This window comes from Mycobacterium sp., assembly GCF_044342925.1.
Classification (GTDB): Bacteria; Actinomycetota; Actinomycetes; order Mycobacteriales; family Mycobacteriaceae; genus Mycobacterium.
In genome coordinates this window covers 1-17,753 of sequence record NZ_JBIIOV010000010.1, presented here as the reverse complement: position 1 = coordinate 17,753, position 17,753 = coordinate 1, and the positions used below count along the sequence as shown (strand labels likewise).

Below are 17,753 nucleotides of genomic sequence, written 5' to 3'. Positions count from 1 at the left end.
TCGGCACCATGCTGCCGATCTCGCTGCACGCGCCGGCCGAGCGACAGGGGCAGGACTGCGTGCGGGTCACCGCGCAGGGTGAAGTGGACGCGGTCTTCGTCCGCTGAACCGGTGCGAAGGCATAGCATCGGCCCTGTGAGCCGTCCGCTGCGTGTCCTGAACTACAGCAGCAACGCCCGGACCCGTGAGCAGGTCCGGCTGGCGCTGGGCACCCGGGTGCATCCGGACTTGCCGGAGTTGTCTTACACCGATGTCGCGACCGGTCCCATGGTGATCCAGCTGATGGATGCCGGCGGGTTTGACCTGGTGATTCTCGACGGCGAGGCGGCCCCAGTGGGTGGGCTGGGGATCGCCAAGCAGCTCAAGGACGAGATCACCGACTGCCCGCCGATCCTGGTGCTCACCGGTCGGGCCGACGACGCCTGGCTGGCCAACTGGTCGCGGGCCGAGGCGGCCGTTCCACAGCCGATCGACCCGATGCGGCTGGGCGCCGCGGTGGTCGGCCTGTTGCGCTCACCGGTTCAGTAGTCCCCGGCTAGGCTGTGGTTGAGATCACAGTGATATGTCAGGGGTGGGCCGGCCATGAGCCTCTACGCGCCGATTTTGGTTTTGGCGGCGATCGCGGCGGCGTTCGCGGTGGTGTCGGTGGTGGTGGCGCTGGTCGTCGGTCCGCGGCGCTACAACCGCGCCAAGCTGGCCGCCTACGAGTGCGGGATCGAGCCGGTGGCCAGCCATGACGGACGGGCACCGGTGGGTCAGCGATTCCCGATCAAGTACTACCTGACGGCCATGTTGTTCATCGTCTTCGACATCGAGATCGTCTTTCTGTACCCGTGGGCGGTGTCGTTCGACCGGCTGGGCACTTTCGCGCTGGTCGAGATGGTGATCTTCATGGCGACAGTGTTCGTCGCGTACGCCTACGTGTGGCGCCGCGGCGGCCTGGAGTGGGACTAGACGGAACGGGGATGTAAGGGTGGGACTTGAGGAATCGCTGCCGGGCGGCATCCTGCTGTCCACGGTGGAGAAAGTCGCCGGCTTCGTCCGGGCCGGATCACTGTGGCCGGCGACGTTCGGATTAGCCTGCTGCGCAATCGAAATGATGGCGACGGCCTCACCTCGTTTCGACATTGCCCGGTTCGGCATGGAGCGGTTCTCGGCCACCCCGCGCCAGGCCGACCTGATGATCGTCGCCGGAAGGGTGAGCCAGAAGATGGCCCCGGTGCTGCGTCAGGTCTACGACCAGATGGCCGAACCCAAATGGGTGCTGGCCATGGGCGTCTGCGCCTCCAGCGGCGGCATGTTCAACAACTACGCCATAGTCCAGGGGGTGGATCACGTGGTCCCCGTAGACATTTACCTGCCCGGGTGCCCGCCGCGACCGGAGATGCTGCTCAACGCGATTCTGGCGCTGCACGCCAAAATCTCCGAGATGCCGCTGGGTGTGAACCGGGTCGAAGCGGTGGCTGCCGCCGAGCAGGCTGCACTGGCGGCCCGACCGACGATTGAACTGAAGGGTCTGCTGCGGTGACCGGCGGGGAGGAGCGCGAGGTCATCGGCGTGCGCCGGGGCATGTTCGGCAGTACCGGCACCGGCGACACCTCCGGCTACGGCCGGCTGGTGCGGCCCGTGACCCTCCCGGGCAGCACCCCGCGTCCCTACGGCGGCTACTTCGACGAGATCGTCGACCGGCTCGCCGAGGTGCTCGGGCCGGACGTCGTCGAGGCCGCCGTCGAGCGGGTGGTGGTCCACCGCGACCAACTCACCCTCGACATCCGCCGCGAGCACCTGCTCCAGGTCGCCTCCGCGCTGCGCGACGACGAAGCGCTGCGATTCGAATTATGTTGCGGGGTCTCGGGAGTGCACTACCCCGACGACACCGGCCGCGAATTGCACGCCTTCTACCCGCTGATGTCGATCACCCACAACCGGCGCATCCACCTCGAAGTGGCCTGCCCAGACGACGATCCGCATATCCCGTCACTGTTTTCGGTGTACCCGACCTGCGACTGGCACGAGCGGGAGACCTACGACTTTTTCGGCATCATCTTCGACGGTCACCCAGGTCTGACCCGCATCGAGATGCCCGACGACTGGGTCGGCCATCCCCAGCGCAAGGATTACCCCTTGGGTGGCGTGCCCGTCGAATTTGAGGGTGCCCAGATTCCCCCACCCGACCAGCGCAGGTCGTACCGCTGATGGCCCCCCAGTCTTTCGAGCCGGAGACCGTTGTCGTTCTGGGCGGCCAGGATTGGGACGATATCGTCGACGCCGCCCGAGAGGGTGTGGCCGGGGAACGGATCGTGGTCAACATGGGCCCGCAGCACCCGTCCACCCACGGAGTGCTGCGGCTGATCCTGGAGATCGAAGGCGAGACGGTGGTCGAAGCCCGTTGCGGCATCGGCTTTCTGCACACCGGGATCGAGAAGAACCTGGAGTACCGCAACTGGACTCAGGGCGTCACCTTCGTGACCAGGATGGATTACCTGTCGCCGTTCTTCAACGAAACCGCCTACTGCCTCGGGGTGGAGCGGCTGCTGGGCATCACCGACGCCATCCCGGCGCGCGCGTCAGTGGTCCGGGTGATGCTGATGGAACTCAACCGGATCTCCTCACACCTGGTGGCGCTGGCCACCGGCGGAATGGAACTGGGCGCGATGACGCCGATGTTCTTCGGGTTCCGGGAACGCGAACTGATCCTCACGGTGTTCGAGGCCATCACCGGCCTGCGGATGAACAACGCCTACATCCGCCCGGGTGGCCTGGCCGCCGACCTGCCCGACGACGGGCCGCAACGGGTCGCCGAACTGCTGAAGATCCTGCCCGGCCGGCTGAACGAACTGGCCGATCTGCTCACCGAGAATTACATCTGGAAAGCCCGCACCCAGGGCGTCGGATACCTCGACCTCACCGGCTGTATGGCGCTGGGCATCACCGGTCCGGTGCTGCGCTCCACCGGCCTGCCGCACGACCTGCGCAAGACCCAACCCTATTGCGGCTATGAGGATTACGACTTCGACGTGATCACCGCCGACACCGCCGACTGCTACGGCCGCTATCTGATCCGGGTCGGTGAGATGCACGAATCGGTGAAGATCGCGCGCCAGTGTCTGGAACGCCTCGCAGACATCGGGCCGGGCCCGGTGATGATCGAGGACAAGAAGCTGGCCTGGCCCGCGGATCTGCAACTCGGACCGGACGGGCTGGGCAACTCTCCCGCCCATATCGCCCGCATCATGGGCACGTCGATGGAAGGCCTCATCCACCACTTCAAGATCGTCACCGAGGGCTTCCGGGTCCCGGCCGGCCAGGTGTACACCGCGGTGGAGTCACCGCGCGGCGAACTCGGCGTGCACATGGTCTCCGACGGCGGCACCCGTCCGTACCGGGTGCACTACCGCGACCCCAGCTTCACCAATCTGCAAGCGGTGGCAGCGATGTGCGAAGGCGGCATGGTGGCCGACGTGATCGCCGCGGTGGCGAGCATCGACCCGGTGATGGGGGGCGTGGATCGATGAGCGCTTGCGCGAAGAGCAAGGGGTCCCGATGAGCGCTTGCGCGAAGAGCAAGGGGTCCCGATGAGCGCTTGCGCGAAGAGCAAGGGGTCCCGATGAGTATCGACTTGGTTCTCGGCCCCCGCCCCGACGAGCCCGGCCCCCCGATCGGAGGGCCGTCGTCCTACCCGGCCGACGTCGCCGAGCGGCTGGCCGCCGACGCGGCAATCATCATCGCCCGCTACCCGCAGGCCCGCTCAGCGCTATTGCCGCTGCTGCACCTGGTGCAATCCCAGGACGGCTACCTCACCGGTGCCGGAATCGCCTTCTGCGCAGACCAACTCGGCCTGACCGCCGCCGAGGTGACCGCGGTGGCCACCTTCTATTCGATGTACCGGCGCACCCCTACCGGCGACTACTTGATCGGGGTGTGCACCAACACCCTCTGCGCGATCATGGGCGGCGACGCCATCCTGGAGACACTGGAAGGCGAGTTGGGTGTCCACGCGGGGCACACCACCGCCGACGGGCTGATCACCCTGGAGCACATCGAGTGCAACGCAGCCTGCGACTACGCACCGGTGGTCATGGTGAACTGGGAGTTCTTCGACAACCAAACACCCTCCAGCGCTGCTGAACTCGTCGCCGCGCTGCGCAACGGGCAGACCGTCACCCCCACCCGCGGTGCAGCGCTGTGCTCATTTCGCCAGACTGCGCGAGCGCTGGCCGGTCTGGGCCCGCAGACCGCCGACGCCTCGCTCCCCGGAGAGGCCACGCTGGCCGGTCTGCGGGCCGCTCGCCAAGAGGAGGACGCATGCTGACCCCGGTGCTCAGCCGGTTCTGGGACGAGCCGCAACCCTGGACGCTACAGACCTACCTGCGCCACGACGGCTACCAGGGTCTGCGCACAGCGCTGAGCATGTCGCCCGACGCGGTTATCACCGAAGTCAAGGAGTCGGGGTTGCGCGGCCGCGGCGGCGCGGGCTTCCCGACCGGCACGAAGTGGTCATTCATTCCCCAGGACGGTCCCGCCGGCGCCAAGCCGAAGTACCTCGTCATCAACGCCGACGAGTCCGAGCCGGGCACCTGCAAAGACATGCCACTGCTGCTGACCACGCCGCATTTCCTGGTGGAGGGCGCCATCATCGCGGCCTACGCCATCCGCGCCCGGCACGCCTTCATCTATCTGCGCGGGGAGGTGGTCCCGGTACTGCGCCGGTTGCAGGCCGCCGTCGCCGAGGCCTACGACGCCGGGTACCTGGGCAGCAACATCCTCGGCTCCGGCTATGACCTCGACCTGATCGTGCATGCCGGGGCGGGCGCCTATATCTGTGGTGAGGAGACGGCACTGCTGGACTCGCTGGAGGGCCGCCGCGGACAGCCGCGGCTGCGTCCGCCGTTCCCCGCGGTCGCCGGCCTCTACGCCTGCCCGACGGTGGTCAACAACGTGGAGTCCATCGCCAGCGTGCCGCCGATCATGGCCAACGGGGTGGACTGGTTCAAGTCGATGGGCACCGAGAAGTCACCGGGCTTCACGCTGTACTCGCTGTCCGGGCATGTCACCCGGCCCGGCCAGTACGAGGCCCCGCTGGGCATCACGCTGCGCGAGTTGCTCGACTACGCCGGCGGGGTACGGGCCGGGCATGAGCTGAAATTCTGGACCCCCGGCGGGTCGTCCACGCCGCTGCTGACCGCCGAACACCTCGATGTGCCCTTGGATTACGAGGGCATGGCGTCGGTGGGGTCGATGTTGGGCACCAAGGCGCTGCAGATCTTCGACGAGACGACCTGCGTGGTACGGGCAGTGCGCCGGTGGACCCAGTTCTACGCCCACGAGTCATGTGGCAAGTGCACCCCGTGCCGGGAAGGCACGTATTGGCTGGCGCAGATCTACGAGCGCCTTGAAGACGGACGCGGCCTACCGGAGGACTTGGACAAGCTGCTCGACATCGCCGACGCCATCCTCGGAAAGTCGTTCTGCGCCTTGGGCGATGGTGCCGCATCGCCGATCATGAGTTCGCTGCACTACTTCCGCGCCGAATACGAAGCGCACCTGGACGGCGGCTGCCCGTTCGACCCGTACGCCTCGATGCTCGCCGCCCCGCAGGGAGTGGGCTCATGACCCAAGCGTCCGAAACCCGCACCGAACTGGTCACCATCACCATCGACGACACCACGCTGTCGGTTCCCAAGGGCACCTTGGTGATTCGCGCCGCCGAGCTGATCGGCGTGCAGATCCCCCGGTTCTGCGACCACCCACTGCTCGACCCGGTCGGCGCCTGCCGGCAGTGCCTGGTCGACGTGGAGGGGCAGCGCAAGCCGCTGGCCAGCTGCACCACCACCGTCACCGAGGGCATGGTGGTGCGTACCCAGTTCACCTCCGCAGCCGCCGACAAGGCGCAGCAGGGCGTCATGGAACTGCTGCTGATCAACCACCCCCTGGACTGCCCGGTCTGCGACAAGGGCGGCGAATGCCCACTGCAGAACCAGGCGATGTCCAACGGCCGATCCGAAACCCGGTTCACCGACGTCAAGCGCACCTTCCCCAAACCGATCAGTCTGTCGAGCCAGGTGCTGCTGGACCGCGAACGCTGCGTGCTGTGCGCCCGCTGTACCCGGTTCTCCAACCAGATCGCCGGGGATACGTTCATCGAACTGTTGGAACGCGGTGCGCTGCAACAGGTCGGCATCGCCCCCGGGGCCAGCTTCGACTCTTACTTCAGCGGAAACACCGTGCAGATCTGCCCGGTCGGCGCGCTCACCGGCACCGCCTACCGGTTCCGGGCGCGGCCGTTCGACCTGGTGTCCTCGCCCAGTGTCTGCGAGCACTGCGCCTCCGGGTGCGCCCAGCGCACCGATCACCGCCGCGGCGTAGTGCTGCGCCGGCTGGCCGGCGACGACCCGCAGGTCAACGAGGAGTGGAACTGTGACAAGGGCCGCTGGGCTTTCACCTATCCCAGCGTTGGCGACCGGATCACGACGCCGATGGTCCGCGACGACGACGGGACCCTGCGCGCCGCCTCGTGGCCGGAGGCCATCGCGCGGGCTTCCGCGGGCTTGGCCGGCAGTCGGGCCGGAGTCTTGGTGGGTGGCCGGGTCACCGGTGAGGATGCGTATGCCTACGCCAAATTCGCCCGAATGGTGCTGGGCACCAACGATGTCGACTTCCGGGCCCGTCCGCATTCGGTGGAGGAGACCGACTTCCTGACCGCACGGGTCGCCGGCCAGCCGATCACTGTGAGCTACGCCGACCTGGAGACCGCGAGCACAGTGCTGCTGGCCGGCTTCGAGCCGGAGGAAGAGTCGCCCATCGTCTTCCTGCGGCTGCGCAAGGCGGTCCGCAAGCGCGGCCTGACGGTGGTGAGCATCGCCCCGTTCGCCTCCCGTGGCGCGACGAAGCTCTCGGCCCGGCTGATCGCCACCATCCCCGGCGCCGAGGCCGTCGCATTGGACGCGCTGGGCGGCGAACTTGGCGAGGACACGGTGATCCTGGTCGGCGAGCGGCTGGCCACCAGCCCCGGTGCGCTGTCCGCGGCTGCCCGGCTTGCCGACCGGACCGGTGCGCGGCTGGCCTGGGTTCCGCGGCGGGCCGGTGAGCGCGGCGCGCTGGACGCCGGGTGCCTGCCCACGGTACTGCCGGGCGGACGCCCCATCTCCGATCCGGTTGCCCGCCAACAGATCGCCGACGCGTGGAACTGCACCCTGCCGGCCGACCGGGGTCGCGACGCTGCCACGATCCTCGACGCCGCCGCCAACGGCGATCTGGACGCGCTGCTTATCGGCGGAGTCGAACCCGCCGACTTCGCCGACCCGCAGCAGGCACTGAACGCCATCGCCGCCACACGGTTCGTGGTCAGCCTGGAGTTACGGGAGTCCGGCGTCACCGCCTTGGCCGATGTCGTCTTCCCGGTGGCGACGGTGTCGGAAAAGGACGGCTCCTTCACCGACTGGGAGGGCCGGGTGCGACCGTTCGGCCCGGCACTGACCACCAACGCCGCCGCGGACCTGCGGGTGCTGACCATGCTGGCCGAAGAGTTGGGCCAGGAATTGGGGATAGATCTCGGGCTCCAGACCGCCGCCCAGGCGCGCGCCGAGATGTCCGCGCTCGGCAGCTGGGATGGACCCCGGCCGGCCGGCCCGGACGTCGCCCCCGGCAGCGCAGCCTCGCCCGGACCCGGCCAAGCGGTACTGGCCGGCTGGCGGATGTTGTTGGACCGCGGCCGGTTACAGGACGGCGAGCCCTACCTGGCCGGGACCGCCCGGCTGCCGGTCGCCCGCCTCTCGTCGGCCACCGCCGCGGGCATCGGCGCTTCTAACACAGTGACGGTGTCGACCGACCGCGGGTCGATGACACTGCCGCTGGAGATCACCGACATGCCCGACCAGGTGGTGTGGCTGCCACTGAACTCTCCGGGCAGCGCGGTGCACACCCAGTTGGGGGTGACGACGGGCGCCGTCGTCCGCATCGACGCAGGGGGGCTCGCGTGACCTATCCGGACCCGGCGATCTTCGGCCACGACCCGTGGTGGCTGATCCTGGCCAAGGCGGTGGCGGTATTCGCGTTCCTGCTGCTGACCGTCTTGGTGGCCATTCTGGTGGAGCGAAAGCTGCTGGGCCGCATGCAGATGCGTTACGGCCCCAACCGGGTCGGCCCGTGGGGGCTGCTGCAGTCCGCGGCCGACGGCATCAAGCTCGCCCTCAAGGAGGGCCTGATCCCGGCCGGCGTAGATAAGCCCCTTTACCTGCTGGCGCCGGTGATCTCGGTGATCACCGCGATCATGGCCTTCGCCGTGATTCCGCTGGGTCCGGTGGTGTCGGTCTTCGGCCACCAGACTCCGCTGCAGTTGACCGACCTGCCCGTCGCGGTGCTCTACATCCTGGCCATCACGTCGATCGGGGTGTACGGAATCGTCCTGGCCGGCTGGTCATCCGGTTCCACCTACCCGCTGCTGGGCGGCATCCGCTCCAGCGCCCAGGTGGTCTCCTACGAGATCGCGATGGCGCTGTGCTTCGCGTCGGTGTTCCTGTACTCGGGCACCATGGCCACCTCAGGGATCGTCGCGGCCCAGGAGAACACCTGGTACGTATTCCTGCTGCTGCCGTCGTTCGTCGTCTACATCACCGCGATGGTCGGCGAGACCAACCGTGCCCCCTTCGACCTGCCGGAAGCCGAGGGTGAACTGGTCGGCGGGTTCCACACCGAATACTCGTCGCTGAAGTTCGCGATGTTCTTCCTCGCCGAGTACGTCAATATGACCACCGTCTCGGCGCTGGCCACCACCCTGTTCCTCGGCGGCTGGCGCGCCCCGTGGCCGCTCAGTTTGTGGGACGGCGCCAACACCGGCTGGCTGCCGGTGCTGTGGTTCGTCGCCAAGACGTGGATTTTCCTGTTCGGGTTCATGTGGCTGCGCGCCACCCTGCCCCGGCTGCGCTACGACCAGTTCATGGCACTCGGCTGGAAGCTGCTGATCCCGGTCTCGCTGGTGTGGATCCTGACCGTCGCCGTCCTGCGCGCGGTCCACCTCGACGGTGTCATCCCGAACCTCCTGGCTGCGGCGGCGCTGCTGGCCGTTCTGTTGGCGGCCAACACGCTTCGGCGCAGAGGGGTCGAGCGCCGGACACCGCCACCGTCCCCGCCGCCGGACGGTTCCTTCCCTATTCCCCCGCTACCCGGCCAGGCCGAGGAGGCCGCTCATGCCTAAATTCCTGGATGCCCTCTCCGGCTTCAAGGTGACCTTCACGACGATGTTCAAGAAGCCGATCACCGAGCAGTACCCGGAGCAGCCCGGCCCGACGGCTCCGCGCTACCACGGGCGCCACCAGCTCAACCGCTACCCCGACGGGCTGGAGAAGTGCATCGGCTGCGAGTTGTGCGCGTGGGCCTGCCCGGCCGACGCCATCTATGTCGAGGGCGCGGACAACACCGAGGAGCAGCGCTTCTCTCCCGGTGAACGCTACGGGCGGGTTTACCAGATCAACTACCTGCGCTGTATCGGGTGCGGGTTGTGCATCGAGGCCTGCCCCACCCGGGCGCTGACGATGACCGCCGACTACGAGATGACCGACGACAACCGCCAGGACCTCATCTACGGCAAGGACAAACTGCTCGCCCCGCTGCAGCCAGGGATGCAGGCCCCGCCGCACCCGATGGCGCCGGGCGCCAGCGATGACGACTACTACCTGGGGCGGGTGACGCCGTGAACGCCGAGGCGATCGCCTTCTGGGTCCTGGGCGCCGTCGCGGTCGCCGGCGCAATCGGGGTGGTCGCCGCACCTAAGGCGGTGTACTCGGCGGTCGCCTTGGCGACGACGATGATCGCGCTGGCGATGATCTACGCGGTGCAGGAGGCCCCGTTCCTCGGCGTGGTCCAGATCGTGGTCTACACCGGCGCGGTGATGATGCTGTTCCTGTTCGTGCTGATGCTCATCGGCGTCGACTCCGCGCAGTCGCTGGTGGAAACCATTCGTGGACAACGGGTTGCCGCGATGCTGGCCGGATTGGGGTTCGGAGTCCTGTTGATCGCCGGCATCGGCAGCGCGAAAACCTCCAATTTCACCGGCCTGGCTGAAGCCAACGCCAACGGCAACGTTCAGGGCCTGGCCGAGCTGATCTTCACCCGCAACCTGTGGGCGTTCGAGTTGACCAGCGCGCTGCTGATCACCGCGGCGCTGGGCGCGATGATCCTGGCTCACCGGGAACGCCTTCAGCCGCGGAAGACTCAGCGCGAGATGGCGATCGAACGCTTCCGCGGCACCAGCCGGGCCACCCCACTGCCCAACCCCGGCGTCTACGCGCGCCGCAACGCCGTCGACACCATGGCGCGCCTGCCTGACGGCTCCGACGATGAGTCATCGGTCAGCGATACCATCCGGACGCCGCGATGAATCCTTCCTACTACCTGTATCTTTCGGCGCTGCTGTTCACCATCGGCGCCGCCGGAGTGCTGCTGCGGAAGAACGCCATCGTCATGTTCATGTGCGTCGAGTTGATGCTCAACGCAGGCAACCTCGCGTTCGTCACCTTCGCCCGGATGCACGGCGGACTGGAGGGCCAGGCGGTGGCCTTCTTCACCATGGTCGTCGCGGCCTGCGAGGTGGTCGTCGGCCTGGCCATCATCGTCGCCATCTACCGCACCCGTCGCAGCGCCGACGTGGACGAGTCGAACCTCCTCAGGAATTGATGGGGAGGCACTGAACGGTGACGACGCTGCTGTGGCTGACTATCGCGCTGCCCCTGTTCGGGGCGGTCGCTCTTTTGCTGGGCGGGCGCCGCACCGACGCGTGGGGCCACCTGCTGGCATGCGCGGCGGTGGTCGGTTCATTTGCCTGTGGTGCGGTGCTCTTCACCCACCTGCTGGGCCGGCCCGCCGAGGACCGGCTGGTGCACGAGACGCTGTTCTCCTGGGTTCCGGTCGGGGCGCTGCGGGTGGACTTCGGTCTGCAACTCGACGCCCTGTCGGTGTGTTTCGTGCTGCTGATCACCGGCGTCGGCGCGCTGATCCACCTGTACTCGATCGGCTACATGGCCCACGATCCTGACCGGAGAAGGTTTTTCGCCTATCTCAACCTGTTCGTCGCGGCCATGCTGCTGCTGGTGCTGGCTGACAACTACCTCGGCCTCTACGCCGGCTGGGAGGGCGTCGGCCTGGCTTCCTACCTGCTGATCGGGTTCTGGTCCTACAAGCCGAGCGCGGCCGCGGCGGCCAAGAAGGCGTTCGTGGTCAACCGGGTCGGCGACATGGGCCTGGCGATCGCGCTGATGGTGCTGTTCGCGACGGTCGGCCAGGTCGATTTCGCAACGGTTTTCGCCGCCGCCCCGCAGATGAGTGACGGAACCCTCAACGCCGTCGGGCTGCTGCTGCTGCTCGGCGCGTGCGGCAAGAGCGCGCAGGTGCCATTGCAGTCCTGGCTGGGTGACGCCATGGAGGGCCCCACCCCGGTGTCCGCGCTGATCCACGCCGCCACCATGGTGACCGCGGGCGTGTACCTGATCGTGCGCTCCGGGCCGGTGTTCAATGCCGCGCCCGTCGCACAGACCGCGGTCGTGATCGTCGGTGCGGTGACCCTGCTGTTCGGCGCGGTGATCGGTTGCGCCAAGGACGACATCAAGAAGGCGCTGGCCGCCTCGACCATGAGCCAGATCGGCTACATGGTGCTGGCCGCCGGACTCGGTCCGGCCGGCTACGCGGTGGCGATCATGCACCTGCTCACCCACGGCTTCTTCAAAGCCGGCCTGTTCCTGGGCGCCGGTTCGGTCATGCACGGGATGAACGACGAAACCGACATGCGCCGCTACGGCGGGCTGCGGACGCTGATGCCGGTTACCTTCGTCACCTTCGGGCTGGGTTATCTGGCGATCATCGGGGTGCCCCCGTTCGCCGGCTTCTTCTCCAAGGACGCCATCATCGAAACCGCCGTGAATGCAGGCGGATTGAAGGGCTGGCTGCTCGGCGGAGCGGCGCTGTTAGGCGCGGCGATCACCGCGTTCTACATGACCCGGGTGATGCTGCTGACCTTCTTCGGGCAGCGCCGCTGGGCAGAAAACTGCCACCCGCACGAGTCCCCCGCGGTCATGACTCTGCCCATGGTGGTGCTGGCGATCGGCTCAGTGGGCGCCGGCGCGCTGCTGAGCCTCGGTCATACGCTGCGCACCTGGCTGGAGCCGGTCGTCGGGGAACACGAACCCCACCACGCTGTGCCGGCCTGGGTGACAACGGCGCTGGCGCTGGCGGCCGTGGCGGTCGGGGTCGCGGTCGCCTACCGGATGTACGCCAAAGCCGTGCCCGAGACGGCACCGCAGGACGTCTCGGCGCTCACCGTCGCCGCCCGCCGCGACCTCTACGGCGACGCGGTCAACGAGGCCGTCTTCATGCGCGGCGGCCAGCAGCTCACCCGGGCCCTGATCGTTGTGGACGACAAGGCCATCGACGGGTCGGTGACCGGAATGTCCCATGGCGTGCGCCGGATCTCCGACGGGCTGCGCGGCCTGCAGACCGGATTCGCCCGCAGTTACGCCCTGTCCATGCTCGCCGGTGCCGGTCTGTTCGCCGGCGCGGTGCTGATCGCGGCGATGTGGAGGTGATGGCGTGACACCGTGGCTGAGCCTGCTGTGGGCGGTGCCGATGATCGGCGCGACGGTCATCATCCTGTTGCCCGCACCGATGCGCGGGGCAGCCAAATACGCCGGGCTGGCGGTGTCGCTGGTGGTGCTGGCGATCGCGCTCGTCGTGGCACTGCGTTTCGATCCGGCCGGCCCGCGCTACCAATTCGTCGAGAACCATCCGTGGATACGGTCGTTCGGCACCGGCTACATCCTCGGCGTGGACGGCATCGCGCTGGCACTGGTGGTGCTCACCGCGGTGCTGATGCCGCTGCTGCTGATCGCCGGCTGGAACGACGCCGACGACCGGCCCGGACTGGGTGGGCGCGGGACACACGGCTACGTGGCACTGATGCTGGCCGTCGAGGGCATGGTGCTGATTTCGCTGACCTCGCTGGACATCCTGCTGTTCTACGTGTTCTTCGAGGCGATGCTGATCCCGATGTACTTCCTCATCGGCGGGTACGGCGGCAGCCAACGATCACCCGCTGCGGTGAAATTCCTGCTGTACAACCTCTTCGGCGGTCTGGTCATGCTGGCCGCTCTGGTCGGGCTGTACGTGGTGACCGCCGGAACCCTCGACGGCGGCACCTTCGATGTCCGCCGGATCGCGGACGCCGTCGCCGACGGCCGGCTGGCCATCGAGCCCGCCGTGGCGCACCTGCTGTTCGGCGGCTTCCTGTTCGCCTTCGCGGTCAAGGCGCCGCTGTGGCCGCTACATCGCTGGCTGCCCGACGCCGCAGTGCAGGCCACCCCCGCCTCGGCGGTGCTGATGATGGCGGTGATGGACAAGGTCGGCACGTTCGGCATGCTGCGCTACTGCCTGCCGCTGTTCCCCGATTCCGCGGCCCTTTTCCGGCCCGTGGTCATCGCACTGGCCGTGGTCGGCATCGTCTACGGCGCGATCCTGGCCATCGGCCAGACCGACATCATGCGGCTGATCGCTTACACCTCGATCAGCCACTTCGGCTTCATCATCCTCGGCATCTTCGTCATGACCAGCCAGGGCCAGTCCGGCTCGACGCTGTACATGGTCAACCACGGAGTCTCCACCGCCGCACTGTTCCTCGTCGCCGGATTCCTGGTCAGCCGCCGGGGCACCCGAACCATCGCCGACTACGGCGGGGTGCAGCAGGTCGCCCCGGTGCTGGCCGGCACCTTCCTGGTGGCCGGCCTGGCCACCCTGTCACTGCCCGGCCTGGCGCCGTTCATCAGTGAATTCCTCGTTCTGATCGGCACATTCACCCGCTATCCAGCGTTCGCGGTACTCGCCGCCCTGGCGCTGGTGCTCTCCGCGGTGTATGTGCTGCTGGCCTACCAGCGCATGATGACCGGGCCGGTGACCGACGGAAATGACACCATCACCGACCTGCGGCCGCGCGAACTGCTCGTCGTCACTCCTCTGATCGCACTGCTGCTGATCCTTGGCGTCTATCCGAAGGTGGCGCTGGACGTCATCAACCCGGCGGTCACCCACACGCTGACCGACATCGGTCAGCCCGACCCGGCGCCGACGCTGGGAGCCGCGAAATGATCACGCCGAGCGTCGAATACGGGGTGCTCTCCCCGATGCTGATCCTGTTCGGCGTCGCGGTGGCCGGGGTGATCGTCGAGGCGTTCCTGCCGCGCCGGTCGCGCTACCCGGTGCAGATGACCCTCGCCGTCGGAGGTCTGCTGGCGGCGCTCGCGGCGCTGGTGGGCGTCTACCTCAACCTCGGGCCCACCGGGCGATCGGCGGTGGTGGGCGCCGTGGCGGTGGATCGTCCCGCGCTGTTCCTGCAGGGCACCGTGTTGATGGTCGCCGTGCTGGGTGTGCTGCTGATCGGCGAGCGCCGCAGCGGCGCAGGCGGTTTGGACGGTTTCACCGCGCAGGCTTCGACGGTGCCCGGCAGCGCCGCCGAGCAGGTGGCCACCAAAGCGGCGGTGGCGCAGACCGAGGTGTTCCCGCTGACCATGTTCGCCGTCGGCGGCATGGTGCTGTTCCCCGCCGCCAACGACCTGCTGACCATGTTCATCGCGCTGGAAGTGCTGTCACTGCCGCTGTACCTGATGTGCGGCCTGGCCCGGTACCGTCGCCTACTGTCCCAGGAGGCGTCGCTGAAGTACTTTCTGCTGGGAGCGTTCTCGTCGGCCTTCTTCCTGTACGGGATGGCGCTGCTCTACGGCTACGCAGGCACGCTGAGCATCACCGGGATCGCGGCCGCGCTGCGCACCGGCACGGCATCCGGCGCCCACAACACCACCCTGGCATTGCTCGGTGCCGCGCTGGTGATGGTGGCGCTGCTGTTCAAGGTCGGCGCGGTGCCGTTCCACGCGTGGGTGCCCGACGTCTATCAGGGCGCCCCGACGCCCATCACCGCATTCATGGCGGCCGCCACCAAGATCGCCGCGTTCGGCGCACTGATGCGTCTGCTCTATGTCGCCGTGCCGGAGCTGAAGGATCAGTGGCGGCCGGTGCTGTGGGCGGTGGCCATCCTCAGCATGGCCGTGGGTACCGTCGCCGCGGTCACCCAGCGGGATGTCAAACGGATGCTGGCGTACTCAGCTGTAGCCCATACCGGTTTCATCCTCACCGGGGTGATCGCCGGCAACGCCGCGGGAGTGTCGGGGACATTGTTCTATCTGGCCGCCTACGGGTTCAGCACGGTGGGCGCCTTCGCGGTGGTCAGCGTGGTCCGCGGCGCCGACGGAGCCGAGGAGACCGCACTGGAGCGCTGGGCCGGGCTGGGTCGGCGATTCCCGGTGGCCGGGGTGGTGTTTTCGCTGTTCCTGCTGGCGTTTGCCGGCATTCCGCTGACCAGTGGGTTCGTCAGCAAGTTCGCGGTGTTCAAGGCCGCCGGCGAAGGCGGGGCGATCCCGCTGGTCGTTGTCGGTGTACTGGCCAGTGCCATCGCCGCCTACTTCTACGTGCGGGTGATCGTGCTGATGTTCTTCACCGACCCGCCGGACGACGCGCCGGAGTTCGCCCCGCCGGGATCGCTGAGCGTCGCGACGATCGGGGTGACTGCGGTGATCACCGTCGCCTTGGGGGCCCTGCCACAGCCGCTGCTGGACCTTGCCGGCGCTGCTTCGGAGTTTCTGACGTCCTGAACAGCGGAGGTTCACATGAATAATCAGCCGACCGTCAGCACCGAACTGACCCACGTTCAGCGCTCCGGGCGCGATACCGGCGCCATCCCAGCCGCGCTGTCCCGCTGGTTGTCGACCGTGATGCCCGCCGGGATCGTCCCGGCGGTGACCGTCGACAGCGGCGTCGACTCCAACGGGATGTCCTCGGAGACGATCATTGTGACCGGCCGCTGGAGCGACGACGGTGTTCCCGTCGAGCGGAAGTGGGTGATCCGCATGGCACCCAGCGCGCAGGACGTCCCGGTGTTCCCCGCCTACCGGCTGGACCACCAGTTCGAGGTGATGCGGCTGGTGTCCGAACTCACGGCAGTGCCCGTCCCGCGGGTGCGCTGGATCGAACCGACCGGAAACGTGCTCGGCAGCCGGTTCTTTCTCATGGATCACATCGACGGTGTCGTCCCTCCTGACGTGATGCCCTACACCTTCGGCGGCAACTGGCTGGCCGACGCTACGCCCGAGAAGCGCCGGCAGTTGCAGGACGCCACCGTCGCGGTCATCGCCCAGCTGCACGGGATACCCTCGGCAGCAGCGACATTCGGGTTCCTCATCGACGCCGAACCACCCGGCGACTCCCCGCTGCGCAGGCATTTCAACTGGGTCAAGAACTGGTACGACTTCGCTGTGCCCGGCATTGGCCGATCACCGCTGGTGGAGCGCGCTCTGGCCTGGCTGGAAGACAACTTCCCCGCCGACGCAGCCGCCGCCGATCCGGTACTCACCTGGGGTGACTCCCGGATCGGCAATGTGTTGTACCGCGACTTCACGCCGGTGGCGGTGCTGGACTGGGAGATGGCGACGGTGGGGCCGCGGGAACTAGACGTATCGTGGATCATGTTCGCCCACATGGTCTTCCAGGAGATCGCCGGTCTTGCCGGGCTCCCTGGACTGCCCGACATGTTAAGCGAGGAGGACGTCCGGGCCACCTACGGTCGGCTCACCGGTGTCGAACTCGGCGACCTGCACTGGTTCCACATCTATAGCGGGGTGATCTGGTGCGTGGTGTTCATGCGCACCGGTGCCCGCCGGGTGCACTTCGGCGAGATCGAGAAACCCGACGACACCGAAGCGCTGTTCTACCACGGCGGGCTGCTGCGCCGGCTTCTCGAAGAGGGCCCCGGAGGGCAGGAGCGAAGCGACTCGGGAAGGACTCACCGATGATCGGGCCGCTGGACGAGTACCCCGTCCACCAGGTCCCCCAACCCATCGCCTGGCCCGGTTCCTCGGACCGCAACTTCTACGACCGGTCCTACTTCAACGCCCATGACCGCAGCGGGGACATTTTCGTCATCACCGGTATCGGCTACTACCCCAACCTCGGTGTGAAGGACGCGTTCGTCCTGGTGCGGCGAGGCGACACCCAGACCGCGGTGCACCTGTCCGACGCCATCGACGGTAACCGGCTCGACCAGCGGGTCAACGGCTACCGCGTGGAGGTCACCGAGCCGCTGCAGAGGTTGCGCATCGTGCTGGAGGAGACCGAGGGCATGGCCTGCGACCTCACCTGGGAGGGATTGTTCGGCGTGGTGCAGGAACAGCGGCACCTCATGCGCACCGGCACCCGCACCACCCTGGATGCCCAGCGGTTCGCTCAATTGGGTTCGTGGCGAGGGCATCTGGTGATCGACGGCGAGGAGATCACCGTCGACCCCGGCATCTGGATCGGCAGCCGGGACCGGTCCTGGGGCATCCGCCCGATCGGCGAACACGAACCCGCCGGCCGGCCGGCCGACCCGCCGTTCGAGGGCATGTGGTGGCTCTACGTGCCGATCGCCTTCGACGACTTCGCGATCGTGATCATCATCCAGGAGGACCACAGCGGATTCCGGACCCTCAACGACTGCACCCGAATCTGGCGCGACGGGCGGATCGAGCAGCTCGGCTGGCCGCGGGTGAAGATCCAGTACCGCTCCGGCACCAGGATTCCCACCGGCGCGGTCATCGAGGCCACCGACAGCGCCGGTGCGCCGGTTCGCTTCGAGATCGAATCCCGGCTGGCGGTGCCCATCCACGTCGGCGGCGGTTACGGCGGCGACC

The 17,753-nt window shown here is 67.8% G+C and carries 17 protein-coding genes; all 17 read left to right on the top strand.

Annotated elements, in window-relative coordinates; genetic code table 11:
- The first annotated feature begins 126 nt into the window (after window positions 1-126).
- Window positions 127-528, top strand: coding sequence for an Rv3143 family two-component system response regulator (locus tag ADBZ6I_RS02330; protein ID WP_526380490.1), 402 nt, complete (start codon window positions 127-129; stop codon window positions 526-528).
- A 54-nt stretch (window positions 529-582) separates the two neighbouring features.
- Window positions 583-954 carry an NADH-quinone oxidoreductase subunit A gene (locus ADBZ6I_RS02325; RefSeq protein ID WP_313674873.1) on the top strand — a complete coding sequence of 124 codons (372 nt, stop codon included), beginning with the start codon at window positions 583-585 and terminating at the stop codon, window positions 952-954.
- 19 nt (window positions 955-973) lie between these two features.
- A complete protein-coding gene (locus ADBZ6I_RS02320; RefSeq protein ID WP_526380458.1) occupies window positions 974-1,528 on the top strand; it encodes an NADH-quinone oxidoreductase subunit B in 555 nt (184 codons plus the stop codon).
- A gap of 41 nt (window positions 1,529-1,569) precedes the next feature.
- Complete coding sequence (locus ADBZ6I_RS02315) at window positions 1,570-2,196, top strand: NADH-quinone oxidoreductase subunit C (RefSeq protein ID WP_396894606.1); 627 nt, start codon at window positions 1,570-1,572, stop codon at window positions 2,194-2,196.
- A complete protein-coding gene (gene nuoD, locus ADBZ6I_RS02310) occupies window positions 2,196-3,515 on the top strand; it encodes an NADH dehydrogenase (quinone) subunit D (RefSeq protein WP_526380456.1) in 1,320 nt (439 codons plus the stop codon). Before ADBZ6I_RS02315 ends, nuoD begins: the two co-directional genes overlap by 1 nt.
- Before the next feature lie 92 nt (window positions 3,516-3,607).
- Window positions 3,608-4,312: an NADH-quinone oxidoreductase subunit NuoE gene (gene nuoE / locus ADBZ6I_RS02305; RefSeq protein ID WP_526380454.1), complete on the top strand. Its 705-nt coding sequence runs from the start codon at window positions 3,608-3,610 to the stop codon at window positions 4,310-4,312.
- Complete coding sequence (gene nuoF, locus ADBZ6I_RS02300) at window positions 4,306-5,613, top strand: NADH-quinone oxidoreductase subunit NuoF (RefSeq protein WP_526380452.1); 1,308 nt, start codon at window positions 4,306-4,308, stop codon at window positions 5,611-5,613. Before nuoE ends, nuoF begins: the two co-directional genes overlap by 7 nt.
- A complete protein-coding gene (locus ADBZ6I_RS02295; protein ID WP_526380450.1) occupies window positions 5,610-7,979 on the top strand; it encodes an NADH-quinone oxidoreductase subunit G in 2,370 nt (789 codons plus the stop codon). The genes nuoF and ADBZ6I_RS02295 overlap by 4 nt, the downstream gene beginning before the upstream one ends.
- Complete coding sequence (gene nuoH / locus ADBZ6I_RS02290) at window positions 7,976-9,193, top strand: NADH-quinone oxidoreductase subunit NuoH (protein ID WP_526380448.1); 1,218 nt, start codon at window positions 7,976-7,978, stop codon at window positions 9,191-9,193. The genes ADBZ6I_RS02295 and nuoH overlap by 4 nt, the downstream gene beginning before the upstream one ends.
- Window positions 9,186-9,692: an NADH-quinone oxidoreductase subunit NuoI gene (nuoI, locus tag ADBZ6I_RS02285; RefSeq protein WP_313674140.1), complete on the top strand. Its 507-nt coding sequence runs from the start codon at window positions 9,186-9,188 to the stop codon at window positions 9,690-9,692. Before nuoH ends, nuoI begins: the two co-directional genes overlap by 8 nt.
- A complete protein-coding gene (locus ADBZ6I_RS02280; protein WP_313674141.1) occupies window positions 9,689-10,375 on the top strand; it encodes an NADH-quinone oxidoreductase subunit J in 687 nt (228 codons plus the stop codon). The genes nuoI and ADBZ6I_RS02280 overlap by 4 nt, the downstream gene beginning before the upstream one ends.
- The gene (nuoK, locus tag ADBZ6I_RS02275; protein WP_313674142.1) at window positions 10,372-10,671 is read left to right on the top strand and encodes an NADH-quinone oxidoreductase subunit NuoK; all 300 of its coding nucleotides are present in this window, start codon (window positions 10,372-10,374) and stop codon (window positions 10,669-10,671) included. Before ADBZ6I_RS02280 ends, nuoK begins: the two co-directional genes overlap by 4 nt.
- 17 nt (window positions 10,672-10,688) lie before the next feature.
- Entirely contained in the window at window positions 10,689-12,572 is a 1,884-nt protein-coding gene (gene nuoL, locus ADBZ6I_RS02270) for an NADH-quinone oxidoreductase subunit L (protein ID WP_526380445.1), read from the top strand.
- Between the two features lie 4 nt (window positions 12,573-12,576).
- On the top strand, window positions 12,577-14,124 hold the full coding sequence (locus ADBZ6I_RS02265; RefSeq protein ID WP_526380443.1) for an NADH-quinone oxidoreductase subunit M: 1,548 nt from the start codon (window positions 12,577-12,579) through the stop codon (window positions 14,122-14,124).
- A complete protein-coding gene (gene nuoN / locus ADBZ6I_RS02260; RefSeq protein ID WP_526380441.1) occupies window positions 14,121-15,680 on the top strand; it encodes an NADH-quinone oxidoreductase subunit NuoN in 1,560 nt (519 codons plus the stop codon). Before ADBZ6I_RS02265 ends, nuoN begins: the two co-directional genes overlap by 4 nt.
- A gap of 15 nt (window positions 15,681-15,695) precedes the next feature.
- Window positions 15,696-16,877 (top strand): phosphotransferase family protein, encoded by a 1,182-nt coding sequence (locus ADBZ6I_RS02255; protein WP_526380439.1) that lies wholly within the window; start codon window positions 15,696-15,698, stop codon window positions 16,875-16,877.
- Window positions 16,874-17,753, top strand: an 880-nt coding sequence (locus tag ADBZ6I_RS02250) for an Rv3169 family protein (RefSeq protein WP_526380437.1), incomplete at its 3' end; no start/stop codon positions are given. The genes ADBZ6I_RS02255 and ADBZ6I_RS02250, both read left to right, overlap by 4 nt.

What these genes read in the sequence shown, in the direction of transcription:
- nuoN (WP_526380441.1), top strand. Translation starts at nt 14,121, where the DNA reads ATGATCACGCCGAGCGTCGAATACGGGGTGCTCTCCCCGATGCTGATC.
- nuoD (WP_526380456.1), top strand. Translation starts at nt 2,196, where the DNA reads ATGGCCCCCCAGTCTTTCGAGCCGGAGACCGTTGTCGTTCTGGGCGGC.
- ADBZ6I_RS02295 (WP_526380450.1), top strand. Translation starts at nt 5,610, where the DNA reads ATGACCCAAGCGTCCGAAACCCGCACCGAACTGGTCACCATCACCATC.
- ADBZ6I_RS02255 (WP_526380439.1), top strand. Translation starts at nt 15,696, where the DNA reads ATGAATAATCAGCCGACCGTCAGCACCGAACTGACCCACGTTCAGCGC.
- nuoI (WP_313674140.1), top strand. Translation starts at nt 9,186, where the DNA reads ATGCCTAAATTCCTGGATGCCCTCTCCGGCTTCAAGGTGACCTTCACG.
- ADBZ6I_RS02315 (WP_396894606.1), top strand. Translation starts at nt 1,570, where the DNA reads ATGTTCGGCAGTACCGGCACCGGCGACACCTCCGGCTACGGCCGGCTG.
- ADBZ6I_RS02325 (WP_313674873.1), top strand. Translation starts at nt 583, where the DNA reads ATGAGCCTCTACGCGCCGATTTTGGTTTTGGCGGCGATCGCGGCGGCG.
- nuoE (WP_526380454.1), top strand. Translation starts at nt 3,608, where the DNA reads ATGAGTATCGACTTGGTTCTCGGCCCCCGCCCCGACGAGCCCGGCCCC.
- nuoF (WP_526380452.1), top strand. Translation starts at nt 4,306, where the DNA reads ATGCTGACCCCGGTGCTCAGCCGGTTCTGGGACGAGCCGCAACCCTGG.
- nuoK (WP_313674142.1), top strand. Translation starts at nt 10,372, where the DNA reads ATGAATCCTTCCTACTACCTGTATCTTTCGGCGCTGCTGTTCACCATC.